The following is a 20,168-nucleotide window of genomic DNA, read 5'->3' on the forward strand; positions in this document are numbered from 1 at the left end:
TTTTCTCCCCGAAGGTTTATTATAAGATCGCACGCACTAATAAACAATTCGAATGACTCCCGAATCCATGATCGAAGCTTTGATAAAACAGATGCAACAAGCCACAGTGGCAGAATGGCTAGGTGTTTCTTTCGGCATTTTGCAAGTCTGGTTTTCACGGCAAAATAAATCAATCCATTATATTTTTGGCATTATAGGTATACTGATATCCGTATATGTATTATTTCACGCAAAACTGTATGCTGAAATATTGCTGCACCTGTATTATTTAGTCATGAGCATTTACGGCTGGATGTATTGGAAATATAGCAGTGACGCTGCTACGCCGATCACACGTTGTGAAAAGAAAGATTGGTGGATAGTATGCTTTATCTGCACCGCTGGTTTTTTGTTGTTCTATTTTGGATTGGTGCATTTAACAGACTCCGATGTTCCACTATGGGATTCCGCCGTTTCCTGCACCGCTTGGGCAGGAATGTGGTTGTTGGCAAAACGCAAAATAGAAAATTGGATACTGTTGAATATTAGCAATCTAATGGCCATTCCATTATTGATCCATAAAGGATTGTTTCTCTATTCCGGACTGACTTTGTTTTTATTTGTGATGGCATTTAGTGGATATTTAAATTGGAGGAAAATAATACGTGAAGAGAGATATGCAACTCAATAGTGCGGATATTGCCATTCTGAAAGACAGTCAGGCAAAAGGTATTCAGCAGAAATCTTTGTCGGATGAACAGTTGGAACTAATCTATCGCAGAAAATGGTTTAAAATCTGGATTCCCGTTGAACTGGGTGGATTAGGTTTAACGGTACCAGAAGGTCTGAATGTATTGGCTGATTTAGCGTATTGGGACGGCGGACTGGCCTGGACAGTGACATTATGTTCGGGAGCAAATCTTTTTGTCGGTTTTATTGATCGCGTTCTAGGCGATCAAATCTTTAAAATGGAACGGGTTTGTTTCGGTGGTAGCGGGCAGGCATCGGGCACAGCAACGCGCGATGGTGAACATTATCGACTCACAGGGTTTTGGAAGTACGCTACTGGGGCTCCACATTTAACCCATTTTACGTTGAATGCAACGATTCAGGAAGGGGGGAAACCCGTAATGGATGACAAAGGGAATCCACTTGTAAAATCATTTTTTGTCGATAGAGAACATGCGCTGGTTCATTATGACTGGGATACGTTCGGATTAGAGGTGACTGCCTCGCACTCTTTTTCGCTGCAGGACGTCCTAGTTGATGGTAAACAGTGTTTTGAAATCAATGCGGCGAAAAGCACACGCAGTGATCTACGCTATCAATATCCCTTTATGCCTTTTGCTGAGTTGACCTTGCTGGCCAATTTTATCGGGATGTATAAGCGATTTCTGGATTTGATTGAAAAACTGTTTGTGTTAAAAAGTAAAGCGTCCAATTGGGAACAGGCAGCGAGTAAAGCTGCTTTCGGCATGCTCGATGAGCTTCAACAGGATTACACCATACGAAAGGATGCTATCTTGCATTTGGCTGACCATTCTTGGGATAACCTCAGTAATGGTATCGATAATGCCACAATTTATGCGCAAATAGCCACGCAAAGCCGTGATTTTGTCTCTTCCATTTTAACGAATACCGTTAAACTCTATCCTCAGGCAGGGATTTTGGGGGCTGCCGTGGACCAAGAGATCAATATCATCTTCCGAAATATTTTTACTGCTTCACAGCATAAGTTGTTGCAGAAGAGTATATAGACAATAGCTTTGTTTTAAAAATTTTTTGTTACAAATGCTGCGTTATCTACAGATTTTCCGCTGCTAATTTTTGGTGTGCCAAAAGAAGAACCGCTAGTAACCAACTTGCCCGTTTTTACAGTGATTGCTCAGTGCTTGTTCAGTGCTTGTTCAGTGATGATTCAGTGACGAGTGAACAAGCACTGAACGAGTACTGGGTAACAATTGTTCTAAGGCTGTGCCTAGGGGTAAATTGGTATTTGGATATCTGCTATCTAATTGGTATATTAGCTATTTTTTCGCCATGAAATGGCCAACCGATTCGTATACATTGCTGAAAAATATTCGCGTGCCCACGTCAACACGGAGCTGGAGTTCGTAGCGTAAAAAAAAGGAGATCATCTCATTGAAATGTCTCCTTTTGTGTTCCCGGCGGGGGTCGAACCCACATCGTCAGAACCGGAATCTGAAATTCTATCCATTGAACTACGGGAACGTCCCGCAAAGATATATTATTTTCTAGATCTAACAAATATCTTTACGATAAAATTGTAACTTTTAGCAGGCAATTTTTAGCGATAATTAGCGCCGTTTTTTTGCATATAAATTTCACCCGCTCCTCGTTTTTTTTTAACTCAGTGCTAATGATTCATTTGTGCATACTTCGGATCAAAAAATGATGCTAGTTGACAGCAGGTTGGTTATGACCGCGGGTGGTATTGCGTGATTACAGAATGCAGGTATTCCTTGTCTATATGCGTATATATTTCGGTAGTGGTGATACTTTCATGTCCGAGCATGTCCTGTACAGCCCGCAGATCGGCCCCGCCTTCCACTAAATGAGAGGCAAAGCTATGGCGGAAGGTATGTGGGCTAATGTTTTTCTGTAACCCTATTTTTAAGGCAAGTTCTTTGATGATCAAAAAAACCATGACCCGGGATAATGCAGCTCCTCGTCTATTGAGAAATACAATATCTTCATTTCCCGGTTTAATCTTGATATGCGGCCTGATGGTTTCCAGGTAGATGCGAAGGTATTTAATGGCATGTTGACCAATTGGTATGAGACGCTCTTTGTTTCCCTTCCCTTCGACTTTTATAAATTCTACATCTAAAAATAGATTGGATAGTTTGAGTGTGGTAAGTTCCGAAACACGAAGGCCACATCCGTATAAGATTTCGATGATTGTTTTATTTCGTTGGCCTTCGGATGAAGAGAGATCAATTGCAGAAATCATCTGATCGACCTCCTGTATACTCAAAACACTGGGCAGCTTGCGCGCCAATCGCGGTGCTTGAATAAGGTCTGTCGGATTGTTGCTGAATTCATGCTCAATCATCAAAAAGCTAAAAAAGGTTTTGAGTCCAGATATCAATCTCGACTGCGTGAAAGGTGAAATATTGAATTGCTGCAGCCAAACCAAAAATTCCTGAATATTTTTTCTTGCTATGGTATTTAAAACCAGTTGATTGTCTTCGCAATAAATCTGAAATTTGGATACATCATTTAAGTAAGCGTCAATAGAATTTGCACTTAAGCCTCTTTCGAACTTTAAGAATTGTTCGAATTCCTTTTTGATGACGTTCCAGTTTTTAAAATCCATTTGCAGCAAAATTACAATTAACTGTCGTTCTTTTTGAAAGATATTCAGTATTTTTAAAACGGTTTCTACAGCGTGAACCACATCCACTAAAAGCGGCAGCGGCATACTGTGCAATAAGGTGTTGGAGAACAATCGTAGTAAGCTATATTTTATGATTTATCGGAACATTGATCTCCAGTTCCGTTTTACCCTAATAGCAAACAATTGATAAAAATAACTGAAAAAAAAGAAATTTTTTCTATGAAATTCATTAAACCATTAGCATTAGCTTTTCTCTTACCAGCTACCTTCTATGTAGCGGAAGCAACAATGCCAACCACGTTAACTGCGGAAGCGCGCGCGATTCTATCGCAAGATAGTTTGACTTTGAATCAGAAATTACCCTTCGACAATGAAGTTGTTACAGGTAAACTCAAAAATGGATTTACATACTTTATTCGTAAAAATGGCGAGCCAAAAGGTCGTGTTACGATGTATTTGGGCATGAAAGCAGGCTCTATTCTGGAAAATGAAAAGCAGCTGGGCTTAGCCCATTTTTTGGAGCACATGAATTTCAATGGTCTCAAGCATTTTCCGAAAAATGAATTGGTTAATTATCTGCAAAAGGCCGGGGTTCGCTTTGGGTCGGATCTGAATGCCTACACCAGCTTCGATCAGACCGTTTACCAATTACCGATTCCTTCTGATGACCCTGAACTTTTGAAAAATGGTTTGCAAGTCATGCGCGACTGGGCCCAAGATGCATTATTGGATGGCGAGGAGATCGATAAAGAACGCGGAGTTATCTTGGAAGAGAAGCGTGGAGGGAGAGGAGTGCAACAACGGCTCCAAGATCAGTATTTTCCAATGTTGCTGAATGGTTCACTTTACTCCAAACGCTTACCAATAGGTACCGAGGAAATACTTAAAACATTCCCGTATTCGGAAATACGCAAATTTCACCAAGACTGGTACCGTCCCGATTTACAAGCCTTAATTATCGTCGGAGACATTGATCCCAAAGAAATGGAAGAACGGGTGAAGGTGTTGTTTGCCGATATGAAAATGCCCAAGAAAGCATTGGAGCGTAAAAAATACCGGGTAGACCTGTTAAACAAAAATCAGTTCTTAGCAATTTCAGATCCAGAGTTACCGTATACCGTGGCGCAGATTCTCATCAAAAGCGAAAAGGATAAAGTTGAAACGGTAGGGGATTACCGAAACGAACTTTTGAAAAGTGTTTTCAACAAGATGATCGCTGGTCGTTTTTCCGAATTGATGCAACAGCCAAATCCTCCATTTATGCAAGCCGGTGGAAGTATTAGTGATTTTATCGCTAACCTCAATACCTTTTCATTGTTGGTTGTGCCTAAGCCCGGAGAGCTCGAGTCGGGATTTAAAGCTATGTTAACCGAATTTGAGCGCATCCAAAAGTATGGTTTCACGCAGACGGAGCTGAACCGTGCCATTGCAGATATGAAAAAAGGGAATGAGATGTCTTTTATCGAACGTGATAAAAAGAAATCGGATAGCTATGTCAATCGTTATCTCAATTATTTTATCGATGGCGAACCTGCTTTAAGCAATGAAGATGCCTACCGCCTCACGAAGCAGCTGCTACCGACCTTAAAATTGTCTGAGGTCAATGGCTTAGTAAAAAAATATTATACCGATCTGAACCGCGATGTATTGGTGATGGCACCCGAAAAAGATAAAGCAACCTTACCTACTGAAGCTGCGGTAATGGGCTGGGTAAAAGCAGTTGAAGAGAGCCCCGTCGCAGCGTATGATGATAAAATGTCTGATCTTCCGTTGCTCTCAAAAGAACCTGTAAAAGGTGAGGTGGTATCGTCTAAAAGTATTGATGCCGTTCAAGCAAAAGAATTGACACTAAGTAATGGCGTAAAAGTGATCCTTAAGCCTACGGATTTTAAAAACGATGAGATCCAGATTATGGCGTATAGTCCGGGCGGAACTTCACTCTACAGCGATGCGGATTATTTTTCGGCCTCCAACGCATCCTCTTTAATTGATGCCAGTGGTGTAGGACAAATGAGCAACATTGAGCTCACAAAGTACCTTTCAGGAAAGGATGTTTCCATCTCTCCATACATCTCCGAACGTTATGAGGGTATTTCAGGCCGTACAGATAAAGAAGGTTTAAAAAACGCTTTTGAATTGATTTATGGCTATTTTACCGAACCTCGTTTAGATCAGGATATTTTCCAGAGTACAATGACCAGAGCGAAAGGATCTTTGGAAAATAGATTAAGCAACCCCAATAATGTGTTTTCCGACAAAGTGAAAGAAGTATTGTACGGTAATAATGTCCGCCGTCAAAATCCGACGGTCGAAATGATCAGTAAAATCGATAGGGACCGTGCGTTGGCGATCTATAAAGAACGCTTTGCCGATGCCTCTGATTTTGTGTTTACCATCGTAGGTTCGTTTGACGAGAATCAGATTAAGCCTTATTTAGAAACTTATCTCGCTTCTCTACCGATTCAAAAAAGAGGCGAAAGTTACAAAGATCTGAATATTGTGGAGCCAAGCAAAGGCGAACGCGTAATTGTCCATAAGGGCAAAGAAGAAAAGGCGAGCACACAACTGGCGTATTATGGAGACTATAGTTATGGAGAAACTGAAAATGTCAATATGGAAGCGCTAGAAAGTGTGTTGACGATCAAATTACTTGAACGACTTCGTGAAAAAGAAGGTGGAGTTTATGGTGTTGGGGCTCAGGCAAGTTTCAGTAAGCTACCGAAACCCCGCTATGCTTTTTCTATTGGCTTTGGTTCGGCAGTTGATAAGACAGATGCCTTAATCGCCTCGGCATTGGACGAGGTCAAAAAGATTCAGGATCAAGGGCCCGAAAAAGGTGATCTGGATAAATTTCTGGCAGAGCAACAGCGACAAAATGAGTTAAATCTTCGTGAAAATAGCTATTGGTTGAACTACATATCCAGCTCTTACCAAAATGATCTTGATCTTATGCGTTATACGCGCAGGTTGGATAATTTGAAAAAGGTGACACCAAAGTCCGTACAGGACGTTGCAGTAAAATATTTGAAAAAGGATCGACTTTTTGAATTTATTTTGATGCCGGATTCAAAATAGGAGGTACATAAAAAATCCCAATCATTTCTGATTGGGATTGCCAAAATTTTTAATAAGTATCTCTTATTAACCCAAGTAGGATTTTAAGATTTTGCTTCTTGAAGTGTGTCTCAAACGTTGAAGGGCTTTGTCTTTGATCTGACGAACGCGTTCACGTGTCAAACTGAATTTCTCTCCGATTTCCTCAAGCGACAGTTGGTGGTTGGAACCTAATCCAAAGAAAAGTACGATAATTTCACGTTCTCTTTCTGTTAATGTAGCCAATGATCGTTTGATTTCTTCGGATAGTGATTCATCGATCAAAGAACTGTCTGTGTCTGGATCATGGTTTTCCAGTACGTCCAAAAGTGTGTTTTCTTCACCTTGAACAAAGGGAGCATCCATAGATACGTGACGCCCAGAGTTACTTAGGGTATCCGAAACTTTGTCTACCGTAGTTTCAAGAATATCTGCTAATTCTTCTGGAGACGGCTCTCGTTCGTATTCTTGTTCTAGTTTTGAGAAAGCCTTACTGATTTTGCTCAGTGAACCTACTTGATTCAATGGCAGACGTACGATACGTGATTGTTCAGCAATTGCCTGAAGAATAGATTGGCGAATCCACCAAACCGCATAAGAAATAAATTTAAACCCCTTTGTTTCGTCAAAACGTTTAGCTGCTTTAATTAAGCCCAAGTTACCTTCGTTGATTAAATCACCTAAGGTTAAACCTTGATTTTGATATTGTTTTGCTACTGATACGACGAAACGAAGGTTGGTTTTAGTCAATTTTTCCAAGGCAACTTGGTCACCTTCACGGATGCGTTGTGCTAATTCAACTTCTTCTTCTGCTGTAATTAAGTCTACTTTACCAATTTCGTGTAAGTATTTGTCCAAAGACTGTGACTCACGATTGGTAATAGATTGTGTAATTTTGAGCTGTCTCATTAATTTTTATTAATTCTCCTCTCTAAGAAATGTTTGCGAAAATACGAAAATTTTTTGAATTATTAATGGAAAATTGATTAACTAACCACTCATATTTAATGAGTTAAGGTTTTTTGAAATGGAATTTAAAGCTATCAAAAACTATTCCATTTTAATGTTTTTTTTCTTATATTTACCACTAATCGTATTCAACTATTTGACTGCTAAAGTGCTAAAGGGTTTAATTTTTTCTTGTTATTTACAATGTAACGGTCCAATAGTTGATTCATGTTGCCATTCTAATTTTTCGAAATTTATTTTAAAATGATAATTTTATGATAAAACAAAACTGTGCGTGTTTTTGTTTTACCAATGACATTAATAAATTTTAAAGAATAAAAATTATATTATGCCAATCTTAATTCACTTGGATAGAATAATGAAAGAGAAAAAGATGTCACTCAATCAATTGAGTGACAAAGTCGGAATTACATTGTCTAATCTTTCAATCATTAAGAACCAAAAAGCAAAGGCATTGCGATTAGACACCCTTGAAGCGATATGCAAAGCATTAGACTGCCAGCCCGGTGATCTGCTGCAATACGATGATGGTGGAGACTAGAAAGGCTAAAATCGATAGCCTTTTAGAAAATCCACGATATGCATTCTTTTTTTGCCTTCCAGCTGAAGGTCAGAGATAATAAGGTATCCATCTTGAGTCGCAATCTTTAAGAAACTTTTTTTATCGGTGGCCAGTGTGCCTGGCACAGTTGGGGTATTGACCGTTTCTTTTTTCGCCTCATAGATTTTCAATACCTTTTCATTTAACAGCGTAAACGCAGCGGGGTAGGGGCTTAATCCACGAATGAAGTTGTAGACCTTTTCTGTTGGTTGATCCCAATTTATTTTACAGTCTTCTTTAAAAATTTTTGGCGCATGTTTTAAAGGCTCGTCCGTTGCGAGGACTTCTTGCGGCTTAGGCTGTAAAGTTCCTGTTTTTAATTGTTGGATAGTTTGAAGAAGCGTTTCTGCTCCAGCAACCATGAGGTTGTCATGAAGATCGCCCGCATTATCGGTGTCTTTGATCGTTACTTTTTTTGCCAATAAAATATTGCCGGTGTCGATTTCGTGTTGCAGTAAGAAGGTGGTTACTCCGGATTCTTTCTCTCCATTTATAATCGCATGATTAATAGGTGCTGCCCCTCTATATTGTGGTAGAAGAGAGGCATGAACATTGATTGTTCCAAATTTAGGCATATTCCACACAACTTCAGGAAGCATGCGAAAAGCAACTACAACCTGTAGGTCCGCTTGGTAACTCTTCAGTTCGTTTAAAAAAGATTCGTCGCGCAGCTTGACCGGCTGGAGAACAGGAATGTTATGTTGCTTAGCAAATATTTTTACGGCCGACTCGTGTATTTTTTGTCCCCGCCCAGCAGGTTTGTCCGGAACCGTTACTACAGCTACGACTTGTTCGCCAGATTGAATAAGTGCCTCCAGTGAAGCGACAGCAAAATCGGGAGTACCCATGAAAATAATACGCATCATATTTTTTTTAAACTCTTTAAGCACGTGTCCTAACGGGTCCTGGAATGACCTGCTACAAAACACCTAATTATTTGTCATTTCAGTTTTGAGACTAACAAATTTTTATAACTTTGCGAAGTTACATAAATATATTTAAAGCTTGAATTTTCCTTATTTTTTAGCAAATCGGATTGCATTTTCTGGCAAGAGAACGTTTTCAAAATTGATCGTTCGGGTAACTATTGGTGCTATTGCTCTTGCAATTGCAGCAATAATTATCTCTATTGCAGTATTGCGTGGATTCAAAGACGAAATTATAAGTAAGCAAAGAAGCTTTTTTGCAGATGTACTGGTGCTACGTTACGACCTCAATAAGTCATATGAGAATGCCGCCATTTCGCTTACGCCAAAGCTTCAAAAGTCAATACTGGCTATTCCAGAAGTGAGTTCGATCAGTTCTTTTGCGACTAAGGCAGGGATTATTAATGTAAATAATGAGGTTGAAGGCGTAGTGCTTAAAGGTATCGATTCATTGTATAATCAACAGCCCTTTCAGCGTATGCTGATTGAAGGGAATATGATAGACTTTAAATCAGACGATGCCGATAATCAGATTTTGGTATCCAAATATCTTGCAGATCGATTATTGCTGAAAGTTGGTGATGACTTTATCATGTATTTCGTTCAGGATCCAATCCGTAAACGTAAATTTGTCATAAAAGGAATTTTTAATACGGGTTCTGAAGAGTTAGATAAGGTTTATGTAATCGGATCGCTGCATGTGATTCGCAAACTAAGTAACCTCGACGATCATGAAGTGGGCGGTTATGAGATTAGAATTAAAGATTTTAGTCAGCTTGCACAGACAACCAATAAGGTGGAAGAACTGTTGCCCATTGATATGCAGGCCATCAATATTAAGGATCAGGTGCCGGATATTTTTCAGTGGCTGGAATTGTTGGATATGAATACCAAGATCATTTTTATATTGATGACTGTCGTCGCTATCATTAATATGATTTCAGCGCTGTTGATCACCATTCTGGAGCGCACATCGATGATCGGTATTTTAAAGGCACTAGGGTATCACAATGCTGGAATTCGTCGGGTCTTCATGTATAGCGCGCTGTACCTGATCGGTCTTGGATTGTTAATTGGTAACCTGATCGGTTTGGGCTTCTACTTTTTACAAGACTTTACCCACTTTTTTAAGCTGGACGAGAAAACCTATTACATCTCCTATGTCGCTGTTAAGCTGCAGTGGTCTGATGTAATTTTAGTCAATTTGGCCGTTGTATTTATTGGGATGATTTCATTGTTCATTCCCTCTATGTTAATTACCAAGATTAATCCAATTAAGGCAATTTCTTTTAAGTAGCACTATTTTTAGACACCGCATTCTAAAAAAAATCGTATTTTTAGTGTTGTTAACTATTTTTCGAGCTGTATAGAAAAATAAGTAGTTATGTTTTACGGTTAGTATACAAGCACTTATGAATAAAACTTTTGAGCATATTTCCCACGCTTTCGAAGCGCCTTTACAAAATCCTGTACTTATATTTTCTCTGGTACTTTTTATTATACTATTATCACCTATTGTACTACGCCCGATTAAGGTTCCGGGTATTATAGGATTGATTATATCGGGTGTGATTATTGGCCCGCATGGACTAAATTGGCTGGAAAAAAATTCGGCTATTACATTATTTTCAACAATAGGTCTTCTCTATATCATGTTTATCGCCGGGCTCGAGTTAGATATGAATGAATTTAAAAAGACCAAGAACAAAAGTCTGCTTTTTGGCTTCCTCACATTCATTGTTCCGATCAGCATTGGTTATCCGGTCTGTCACTTATTACTCGGATACGGTGTATTGCCAAGTTTGTTGATTTCGAGTATGTTCGCTACCCACACATTGGTTTCCTATCCCATTGTAAACAGTTATGGTATTTCGAAAATGGAAGCTGTTGCCATTACGATCGGTGGAACAATCCTGACGGATACGGCTGTGTTAATTATACTCGCTGTCATTACGGGAGTGTCTCAGGGGAATATTGGAAATGAGTTTTGGATAACGCTGGCAATTTCCTTCGCTATCTTCCTGTTTATCATGTTTGGTGTTATTCCACGCATTGCAAAATGGTTTTTTGAACGTCTGGGGAGTGAAAAGACCTCCAATTATATTTTTGTTCTTTCCGTGGTATTTTTTGCTGCTTTTTTAGCTGAAATTGCGGGCCTCGAACCTATTATTGGAGCATTCGTGGCAGGTTTGGCACTGAACAAACTGATTCCTCATTCTTCCGCTTTGATGAATCGGATTGAGTTTATTGGAAATGCAATTTTCATTCCCTTTTTCTTGATATCGGTAGGGATGATTGTCGATGTGAGTGTGATTCTGAAAGGTCCACAAGCGCTTATAATCGCGGGGACGCTCACGGTTGTGGCGATCGTCGGGAAATATGTGGCGGCCTGGTTGACACAGATTGTTTTTAAATATAGCCGTGGTCAGCGCAATCTAATATTTGGGTTGAGTAGTGCACATGCTGCGGCAACATTGGCTGTTATCATGGTTGGCCATAAGAATGGAATTATTGATGAAAACGTACTCAATGGAACGATCTTGTTGATTTTGGTTACCTGCATTGTCGCAACAGTGGTTACGGGGAATGCTTCACGTAAAGTGGTGATGGACGGAGAACAGGATGAAGAACATACCGATATAGTGAAGGAAAAAGACGAAAACATTCTCATATCGATCGCTAATATGGATAATATGGAGCCTATTCTTGATTTTTCAACCTACATTAAGAGTAAGAAGTGTTCGTATCCCGTTAGTATTGTTTCGGTTGTGAAGGATAACGAACAGGCACAATTGAACATGTCAAAGGCACGGAAAAATCTGGATAACATGGTGCGTTATGCCTCTGGAAGTGAGACAAGTGTTACTATCAGTGCAACAATAGACTTGAATATTGCCAGCGGCGTGGCGAGGTCTGCAAAGGAAGTTTCTGCCAACTGTATTGTTTTGGGCTGGCCGAGTGCGGCCAATTTTATGGATAAGTTTGTCGGGGAGAAAACGGAAAGTATTTTAAATCGAACTTCAGCGAATGTAATGTTATGTCATTTTAAAAAACCCTTTATCTCCAACAAGTCTATTATCGTTTTTGCCCCGCCGATGTGTGAGGCCGAATTTGGTTTTGAGTACTGGCTGGAAAAGGTTGTCAAGCTTGCTCAGGAATTGTCCATTCCCATCACTTTTGTTGTCGATGAGCGCTCTGCTGCCGCGATTGAAGAATATCTTGTCGAGTTGAAAAATTCTGTTCCCGTTACTTTTAAACATTACAATGCCTGGGACAATTTGCAGGGGCTTAAAGCGTTTAAGGAAGAAGGGGCGATGATCATTTTCGTTTCTGCCAGAAATGGTGAAGTTTCTTATCGCGATTCATTGGATGGCGTAGCAAAGAAATTAGATCGGATATATGCAAACGAAAATCTTGTTTTGGTGTTCCCTAGTAGAATTGAAAATGCACACATCGATGAGTATGAAGATGTAGAAGCTGCTCCAATCTTTAGAAAGATTAGCAAAGAAATTGGAAATATGTTTAACAAGGGATAGTAATTTGTCCGTTAAAATTGAAGGTTATGTCAAATAAGATTACAATGTCAAGCGAAGGCGTCTTGCAGGTGCCAGATTTCCCAACAATTCCTTTTATTATTGGTGACGGTATAGGTCCTGACCTTTGGCATGCGGCCGTTCGTGTGTTCGATAAGGCGGTAGAAAAAGAGTATGGTGGACAGCGTAAAATAACATGGAAAGAGGTGTTGGCAGGAGAAAAGGCCTTCAAAGAAACGGGTGAATGGCTACCAAAAGAAACGTTGAATATATTGAAAGAATATCTGGTTGGCATCAAAGGACCGTTAACAACACCGGTTGGGGGCGGTATTCGTTCGTTAAATGTTGCATTGCGCAAGGATCTGGATCTGTATGTTTGTCAGCGTCCTACCAAATGGTTTAGAGGAGTTCCTTCACCTGTTAAACATCCGGAATATGTGGATATGGTTATCTTTCGGGAAAATACGGAGGATATTTATGCGGGAATAGAATTTCAGGCGGGTACAGCTGAAGCGAATAAACTTCAGGATTTTTTGCACGATGAGCTTGATATCGACTATGGATTTTCGGCGACAACAGGAGTCGGCGTTAAATTAGTTTCTGAGGAAGGGTCTAAGCGATTGGTTCGCGCAGCTATAGCACACGCTATTCATCAAAGTTTACCTTCCGTGACGATCGTTCACAAAGGGAATATCATGAAGTTTACCGAGGGGGCATTTAAGTTATGGGGCTATGATGTTGCTGAGAAGGAATTTTCCGATCATACCTATACCTGGGGGCAATGGGAGCGCACAAAGGCTGATAAGGGTGAGGAGGTTGCCAATCAAGAACAGAAAGATGCCCTAGAATCGGGAAAAATTTTAATTAAAGATATCATCGCGGATAATTTTTTACAGCAAATTCTGCTCAATCCACGTGATTTTTCGGTGGTCGCTACCTTAAATCTGAATGGTGATTATATTTCAGATGCTTTGGCAGCAATGGTAGGGGGGATAGGTATAGCCCCCGGGGCAAATATTAATTTTAAGACTGGGCATGCCGTTTTTGAAGCGACCCATGGTACTGCGCCAAGATTTGCCAATACCGATACCATGAACCCCTCATCGGTGATTTTGAGCGGTGTCATGCTGTTGCAATACCTGGGTTGGAATGAGGCTGCGGACGCCATTGTTAGGGCCTTGGGCGAGACAATAATGGCCAAGACGGTGACGATAGATTTTTATAATTTGATGGATGATGCCACATTAGTCAAAACAAGTGAATTTGCAGATCGGATGATTGAAAAAATTTAAGCATTTTCTTTTTTGAGATATTAAGCAGAAATTAGTATAAAATTTCTGCTTTTTTATGGATTACAATCAACTGCCGGTTTTTGTAAGGGAATCGAATATTTTTACTGAAAATGATAAGATTAAGTTAGCTCAGATCGAACGTTTACCGACGCCTCAGGAAGTCGATGAGATCACGAGCCTTCCCGAAATTTACGAATTGTTAAATGCCTTTATTGGCGATCAATCCGCCCGCAATACCCATCTACAGTTAAAAGCAAAGTATTATTTGCAAGATAATCAGTTAGATATGGCCTGGCGCGTACTGCTTATCTGATGTTTTTCGTACTAGATCTGGTGTTTTTTGTGCGATCTTTTTATTGAAATCATTTGTAATTTTTTAAAATTTCAATAAAAAAACACATTAGTTGAAAAATATATAATTTTATTTTAACTTTGGTTTTTAAAACAACAGGTTGCTTTACTAGGGTTAAAAAAAAGCAATCAAACAAACTATAACATCAATGAAACATAATTTTGGAGCAGGTCCATGTATTCTGCCAAAGGAAGTATTTCAACAAGCCTCAGAAGCTGTAATTGATTTTAACAACACAGGTTTATCAATTTTAGAGATCTCTCACCGTTCCAAAGAGTTTGAAGCAGTGATCGATGAAGCAACACAATTAGTAAGAGAGTTATTGGCAGTACCGCAAGGATATTCGATTCTTTTCCTTCAGGGTGGCGCCAGCTTGCAGTTTGCGATGGCACCTTTGAATCTTTTACCTGAAGGAGGTAAGGCTGCTTATTTGGATACTGGTGTGTGGGCGACAAAAGCATTAAAAGAAGCTAAAAAATTCGGTACAGTAGATGTTGTCGCTTCGTCGATTGATAAAAATTATTCCTACATCCCTAAGGGATATACCATCCCAACAGATGCTGCATATTTTCATTATACAGCTAACAATACTATTTATGGTACTGAAGTCTTTGAAAAGCCTGCTACGACGTTGCCAGTAGTGGTGGATATGTCTTCAGATATTTTCTCACGGGAAATCAACGTTGCAGATTACGATTTGATCTATGCAGGAGCGCAAAAAAATATGGGGCCTGCTGGCGTTACACTTGTCATTGTCAAAGATGATATTCTAGGTAAGTCAGGACGTGTTCTTCCATCGATGTTGGATTATCAATTGCAGATAGCTGGTGGTTCAATGTATAATACACCGCCTGTATACTCCATCTTTGTTTCGATGTTGAACCTACGCTGGTTAAAAGCAAAAGGTGGTGTGCCTGTATTGGAACAAGAGAATATCATCAAAGCACGTGCTTTATACGATGAAATCGACCGTAACCCATTGTTCAAAGGTACTGCAGCTGTTGAAGATCGTTCACGCATGAATGTTACTTTTGTAATGGATACACCAGAGTTGGAAGCTGAATTTTTGGCTTTGGCAAAAGAGCGTAATTTGATCGGAATCAAAGGTCACCGTTCCGTAGGTGGATTTAGAGCTTCTATCTACAATGCGCTGCCATTAAGTAGTGTAAACGCACTGATTGATGCCATGAAAGAATTTGAAGACACGCATACGGCCTAAGGCCTCATGGATGTCGCCGAAATTGAAATAGTGGCAAACAAACCATGATTTTTAGATGAAGAATTAACGAGGTCAGATCTTTTCACGTGATAGGTCTTCGGATAAGTTGAATGTTACTGATACTTTTAAAAACGAATTATAAAGATGAAAATATTAGCGAATGACGGTATCGATCCACTAGGAAAGAAAATGTTGGAAGATGCAGGTCATAGTGTAGATACAACTCATATTCCGCAAGAAGAGCTTCCAGAAAAGCTCCTTGCTTATGATGCAATCACGGTACGTAGTGCAACTAAAGTACGTCAGGCCCTGATTGATGGCTGCCCTAACTTGAAAGTTATCGGCCGTGGTGGAGTAGGCATGGATAATATTGATGTAGACTATGCCCGTTCAAAAGGGATTGCTGTTGTCAATACCCCTGCAGCATCTTCTTTATCAGTTGCTGAGCTGGTTTTTGCTCACCTATTGAATGGTGTACGTTTCTTATACGATTCTAATAGAAAAATGCCTGTTGAGGGTAATACAAAATTTGGCGCCCTTAAAAAAGCTTATGGAGCTGGTACTGAGCTTCGTGGTAAAACGATCGGTATCGTTGGATTTGGTCGTATCGGTCGAGAAGTTGCCAAAATCGCCATTGGTCTGGGGATGGATGTGGTTTACACGGATTTGTTCGAAGGACCAGAAACATTGACCATAACACTTTCAGGTGGTATTCAAGTTGAGGTACCTATTCAACAAGTGGAGATGGACAACTTATTTAAAGTTTCAGATTTTATCTCTTTACACGTTCCATTTTTGGATAAACCAGCTATCGGAGCTGCAGAGTTCCCATTATTGAAAGATGGTGTTGGCTTGGTTAATGCTTCGAGAGGCGGCGTTATTGATGAGTTGGAATTAGTGAAAGCATTGGATTCGGGTAAAGTTGCATTCGCCGGTTTAGATGTATTCGATAATGAACCTACTCCACGCGAAGAGATCTTAAAACATCCAAAAATTTCGTTGACGCCACATATTGGGGCGGCAACCAATGAAGCTCAAGAAAGAATCGGCGAAGAATTGGCCGGTCTACTGATCGAAAACTTGAAGAAGTAATTCTTCCGCATAACATATAAGATATGCGGCACAAAACTTTCATGATTTTGTGCCGCATTTTTTTTAATATAAATTCATGAATTGCCTATATTGGCACACAGAAATTTAATAATTGTAACTTCAGTATGAAAGTTTTAAAATTTGGTGGTACTTCCGTGGGAAGTGCAGCACGTATCAAAGGGTTGTTGGATATTGTAAACCCTGCTGAACGTCAGATCGTCGTATTGTCCGCAGTTGCTGGAACGACAAATGCTTTGGTTGAAATAGGTCAAGCTTACACAGCAGGTAAGAAGGACGAAGCTAAAGATTTGGTCAAGAAGCATAAGGATAAGTACGAAGACCTTATTAAAGAACTTTTCAGTACTGAGCAGGGGTACAAAAATGGTAAAGAATTGATCGATTACCATTTTAATCTGATTTCTACCTTAGCCAATGAATTATTTACACCTATCGAAGAAAAAGTTATTCTAGCACAGGGCGAATTAATGTCGACCGCTTTATGGCATTTTTACTTGAATGAAATTGGTATCAAATCCGTGTTGTTACCGGCTTTAGATTTTATGAAAATCGATGAGGACAACGAGCCTATGGTCGAGTATATCGGCGAAAAGCTGAGCCATATTCTGACCCAGAGTCCAGCAAATACATTATTTATCACGCAGGGATTTATTTGTAGAAACTCGTTCGGCGAAATCGATAATTTGCGCCGTGGTGGGTCGGATTATACAGCATCTTTGATCGGGGCTGCGATCCGCGCTGATGAGGTTCAGATCTGGACAGATATCGATGGCATGCACAACAATGATCCACGTGTCGTGAAAGGTACAACACCAATTGCACACCTGAGTTTTGATGAGGCTGCCGAGCTGGCTTATTTCGGGGCTAAAATTTTACATCCGCAATCGGTATTCCCAGCGCAAAAATATAATGTCCCTGTACGGTTGTTGAATACCATGGAACCGAATGCTAAGGGTACATTGATCAGTAAAGACGGTGCTCAGAAAGGCTGTATCCGTGCCATCGCCGCGAAGGATGGTATCACGGCAATCCATATCCATTCCTCGAGAATGCTCCTTGCTTATGGCTTCTTACGTCGCGTTTTTGAAATATTCGAGCGTTACAAAACTCCAATCGATATGATCACAACGTCGGAAGTGGCGGTATCATTGACGATTGATGATACCAAAAACCTGGCTGATATTATTAAAGAAGTGGAAGATTTTGGCTCGGTCACAGTGGATGGTGATCAGACTATTGTATGCGTTGTAGGCGATTTTGGTTTGAATAGCCACGGTTATGCTGCTCGTGTACTTGACGCTGTAAAACACCTTCCAGTTCGTATGATTTCTTACGGTGGTTCAGACTTTAACGTGTCGATTCTATTGAATTCAGATCATAAAACAGAAGCATTACGTTCATTGCACAATCGTTTATTTTAAGAAGTAGGTTTTTATATGATAAATACAGGTATCGCGGCGAAGTTTGCAGAGAATGAAACGCCGTTTTATTATTATGATCTGAATGTGTTAAGCAAGACCTTGGAGGCTGCGCATGCTGCGTCCCACAAACGGGGATTTCATGTTCACTATGCATTAAAGGCCAATTTTAATGACGAGTTATTGAAGGCGATTCAAGCGGTCGGCTTTGGTGCGGATTGTGTGAGTGGCAATGAGGTAAAGAAAGCCATTGAATGCGGCTTTGATTCCAAGAAAGTCACTTTTGCAGGAGTTGGTAAATCTGATAAGGAAATCAATTATGCGCTCGATCAAAATATTTTTGCTTTTAATGTGGAATCCATTCAGGAGCTTGAGGTCATCAATGAGCTTGCCTCAAAGAAAGGTGTAAAAGCAAATGTGGCTTTACGGATCAACCCAAATGTGGATGCACACACCCACCATTATATCACCACGGGGCTTGATGAAAACAAATTCGGCGTACCCAATGCAGATTTGGAGAAATGTGCCGCTGTGCTTAAAAGATGCGAATGCATTGAATTGGTAGGCTTGCATTTTCATGTAGGTTCGCAGATTACGGATATGACGGTATTCAAAAGTCTATGTGTGAAGGTCAATGAGTGGAAAAACTGGTTTGAGGAGCGTGGTACACAAATCCGTGTATTGAATGTTGGCGGTGGACTGGGGATTGATTATAAAAATCCTGATGGAAATGCAATTCCTGATTTTGAAGCCTATTTTGATATTTTCGACCGGTTCCTGGAGCGTACAGCACATCAAGAAGTGCATTTTGAGTTGGGAAGAGCTTTGGTCGCGCAGTGTGGAAGCCTCGTTAGCCGCGTGCTATATGTCAAAAACGGTGTGAAGAAAAACTTTCTGGTATTGGATGCGGGAATGACGGAATTAATGCGCCCGGCCTTGTATCAGGCCTATCATAAAATTGAAAATATCAGTGCGACAGACACTGCCGAATACATTAATTACGATGTTGTTGGACCGATCTGTGAATCGTCCGATTGCTTTGGTAAGGAAGTGCCACTTCCCGTTTCAAAACGTGGCGACTTAATTGCCATTCGTTCTGCAGGTGCTTATGGCGAAGTGATGGCCTCGCGTTATAACCTACGTGAGGAAATCCGATTTGTGTATAGCAATCAGCTATAAGCTCCCATTTTTAAAATATTTATTTAAAAGCCAGTCTGTTCTTCAGACTGGCTTTTTGGTTTTAAGAGTTTTGTCCTATGTGGAGAAACTTTTGTTCATCATTTTATTGATTGTCTTTTGTATACTTGTTTATGCTAATAACAATCGAATTTCCAGTAACGATCGATCTGTTTGGAAAAACATTTCTCCTACATCCTTTTATGGAAGGGCTGGGCATGTTTATTGGTATGCGCTATTATCAGTTGCTCAAATGGAAGGATCAGGAAAGCCTGGGGCATAGCAATTCACTGCTTATTGTCATCGCAGCTGGAGTGGGCGCGCTCATCGGGTCACATCTTATCGGTTCCCTCGAGCGCCCGGCTGAATTGCTCAGTGCGACACATAAATGGGCTTACATCTGGGTGAACAATACGATAATCGGTGGTTTGGCGGGAGGTTTGGTTGCGGTGGAAGGGATGAAAAAGCTCATGGGAAAAAAAGAGAGCACGGGCGATCTGATGGTATTCCCTCTGATTGTCGCCATCGCAATTGGTAGAGTTGGTTGCTTTTATACAGGAGTCTTCGAACAAACCTATGGCCTACCTACCGAATGTCCGCTTGGGATGCATCTCGGTGATGCTTATAAACGGCATCCTGTGGCCCTGTATGAAATTGCATATCTACTTCTTTTATTTACAGCGCTCCAATACTTTAAAACACGCTACAATTATCATAAAGGGGTATTATTTCAGCTTTTTATGCTCAGTTATTTTAGCTTTCGTTTTGTGTTGGATTTTATAAAACCGCGGGCGATTATTCTTTTCGGCCTTAGTACCATACAAATTACGTGCATCGTGGTGATAATTTATTATATTTATTTATTAAAAAGTGAACGTTTCATCAAAAAATAGGAATTATGTATTTGCTTGAAGGATCATTTGGATCGGAAAGTACGGCAATGTTGGGACTTTTTCTACTTACTGTAGGGGCTATTGTGATCGGTATTGCACTTTTGGTTATTATTATCGGCTCGATTATTAAAGCTGGAAATAAAGAATCAAAATTCAATGTTAATCCCTGGCTTAAAGTATTGTTGGGCGGAATCGGAGCAATGTTGGCAGGGGGACTTGCCTGTGGACTTACCTTTATGAACTAGA

17 protein-coding genes and 1 tRNA gene are annotated in these 20,168 nt (G+C 40.2%); 14 read left to right on the forward strand and 4 right to left on the reverse strand.

What is annotated here, in order from left to right; translation table 11 throughout:
* Positions 1 to 91: 91 nt before the first annotated feature.
* Positions 92 to 670, forward strand: coding sequence for a nicotinamide riboside transporter PnuC (pnuC, locus tag VXM68_RS13275; RefSeq protein ID WP_367208968.1), 579 nt, complete (start codon positions 92 to 94; stop codon positions 668 to 670).
* Entirely contained in the window at positions 645 to 1,736 is a 1,092-nt protein-coding gene (locus VXM68_RS13280; protein ID WP_367208969.1) for an acyl-CoA dehydrogenase, read from the forward strand. The genes pnuC and VXM68_RS13280 overlap by 26 nt, the downstream gene beginning before the upstream one ends.
* Positions 1,737 to 2,139: 403 nt before the next feature.
* Here VXM68_RS13280 and VXM68_RS13285 read toward each other — a convergent pair.
* A tRNA-Arg gene (locus tag VXM68_RS13285) sits at positions 2,140 to 2,211 on the reverse strand.
* Between the two features lie 205 nt (positions 2,212 to 2,416).
* Positions 2,417 to 3,319 (reverse strand): site-specific tyrosine recombinase XerD, encoded by a 903-nt coding sequence (gene xerD, locus VXM68_RS13290; protein WP_367211300.1) that lies wholly within the window; start codon positions 3,317 to 3,319, stop codon positions 2,417 to 2,419.
* 240 nt (positions 3,320 to 3,559) lie between these two features.
* On the opposite strand from xerD, the gene VXM68_RS13295 reads away from it, so the two are divergent.
* The gene (locus tag VXM68_RS13295) at positions 3,560 to 6,415 is read left to right on the forward strand and encodes a pitrilysin family protein (protein ID WP_294184524.1); all 2,856 of its coding nucleotides are present in this window, start codon (positions 3,560 to 3,562) and stop codon (positions 6,413 to 6,415) included.
* A 66-nt stretch (positions 6,416 to 6,481) separates the two neighbouring features.
* On the opposite strand, the gene VXM68_RS13300 is transcribed toward VXM68_RS13295, so the two are convergent.
* Entirely contained in the window at positions 6,482 to 7,342 is an 861-nt protein-coding gene (locus VXM68_RS13300; RefSeq protein WP_209575686.1) for an RNA polymerase sigma factor RpoD/SigA, read from the reverse strand.
* Positions 7,343 to 7,730: 388 nt separating this feature from the next.
* On the opposite strand from VXM68_RS13300, the gene VXM68_RS13305 reads away from it, so the two are divergent.
* Positions 7,731 to 7,943 carry a helix-turn-helix transcriptional regulator gene (locus VXM68_RS13305; RefSeq protein WP_209575684.1) on the forward strand — a complete coding sequence of 71 codons (213 nt, stop codon included), beginning with the start codon at positions 7,731 to 7,733 and terminating at the stop codon, positions 7,941 to 7,943.
* 5 nt (positions 7,944 to 7,948) lie between these two features.
* Here VXM68_RS13305 and fmt read toward each other — a convergent pair whose 3' ends face one another.
* Positions 7,949 to 8,866 carry a methionyl-tRNA formyltransferase gene (gene fmt, locus VXM68_RS13310; protein WP_294184764.1) on the reverse strand — a complete coding sequence of 306 codons (918 nt, stop codon included), beginning with the start codon at positions 8,864 to 8,866 and terminating at the stop codon, positions 7,949 to 7,951.
* 142 nt (positions 8,867 to 9,008) lie between these two features.
* Here fmt and VXM68_RS13315 point away from each other — a divergent pair, with 142 nt between their 5' ends.
* The 10 genes from VXM68_RS13315 (at position 9,009) to VXM68_RS13360 (ending at position 20,167) form a co-directional block, all read left to right on the forward strand.
* Positions 9,009 to 10,226, forward strand: coding sequence for an FtsX-like permease family protein (locus VXM68_RS13315; RefSeq protein WP_293955257.1), 1,218 nt, complete (start codon positions 9,009 to 9,011; stop codon positions 10,224 to 10,226).
* Between the two features lie 115 nt (positions 10,227 to 10,341).
* Complete coding sequence (locus VXM68_RS13320; protein ID WP_293955255.1) at positions 10,342 to 12,465, forward strand: cation:proton antiporter; 2,124 nt, start codon at positions 10,342 to 10,344, stop codon at positions 12,463 to 12,465.
* Positions 12,466 to 12,491: 26 nt separating this feature from the next.
* Positions 12,492 to 13,754 (forward strand): NADP-dependent isocitrate dehydrogenase, encoded by a 1,263-nt coding sequence (gene icd / locus VXM68_RS13325; protein WP_294349192.1) that lies wholly within the window; start codon positions 12,492 to 12,494, stop codon positions 13,752 to 13,754.
* Between the two features lie 55 nt (positions 13,755 to 13,809).
* Positions 13,810 to 14,067, forward strand: a complete 258-nt coding sequence (locus VXM68_RS13330) for a hypothetical protein (RefSeq protein ID WP_293955251.1) — start codon at positions 13,810 to 13,812, stop codon at positions 14,065 to 14,067.
* A 187-nt stretch (positions 14,068 to 14,254) separates the two neighbouring features.
* Positions 14,255 to 15,325 carry a 3-phosphoserine/phosphohydroxythreonine transaminase gene (gene serC / locus VXM68_RS13335; protein WP_293955249.1) on the forward strand — a complete coding sequence of 357 codons (1,071 nt, stop codon included), beginning with the start codon at positions 14,255 to 14,257 and terminating at the stop codon, positions 15,323 to 15,325.
* Positions 15,326 to 15,469: 144 nt separating this feature from the next.
* Complete coding sequence (locus tag VXM68_RS13340) at positions 15,470 to 16,417, forward strand: D-2-hydroxyacid dehydrogenase (protein ID WP_367208970.1); 948 nt, start codon at positions 15,470 to 15,472, stop codon at positions 16,415 to 16,417.
* 125 nt (positions 16,418 to 16,542) lie between these two features.
* A complete protein-coding gene (locus VXM68_RS13345; RefSeq protein ID WP_367208971.1) occupies positions 16,543 to 17,856 on the forward strand; it encodes an aspartate kinase in 1,314 nt (437 codons plus the stop codon).
* A 15-nt stretch (positions 17,857 to 17,871) separates the two neighbouring features.
* Entirely contained in the window at positions 17,872 to 19,032 is a 1,161-nt protein-coding gene (lysA, locus tag VXM68_RS13350; RefSeq protein ID WP_367208972.1) for a diaminopimelate decarboxylase, read from the forward strand.
* A 131-nt stretch (positions 19,033 to 19,163) separates the two neighbouring features.
* Positions 19,164 to 19,922 (forward strand): prolipoprotein diacylglyceryl transferase, encoded by a 759-nt coding sequence (locus VXM68_RS13355; RefSeq protein WP_293955243.1) that lies wholly within the window; start codon positions 19,164 to 19,166, stop codon positions 19,920 to 19,922.
* A 5-nt stretch (positions 19,923 to 19,927) separates the two neighbouring features.
* Entirely contained in the window at positions 19,928 to 20,167 is a 240-nt protein-coding gene (locus VXM68_RS13360) for a hypothetical protein (RefSeq protein WP_293955241.1), read from the forward strand.
* Position 20,168 lies beyond the last annotated feature (1 nt).

The organism is Sphingobacterium sp. R2 (genome assembly GCF_040760075.1).
GTDB lineage: Bacteria > Bacteroidota > Bacteroidia > Sphingobacteriales > Sphingobacteriaceae > Sphingobacterium.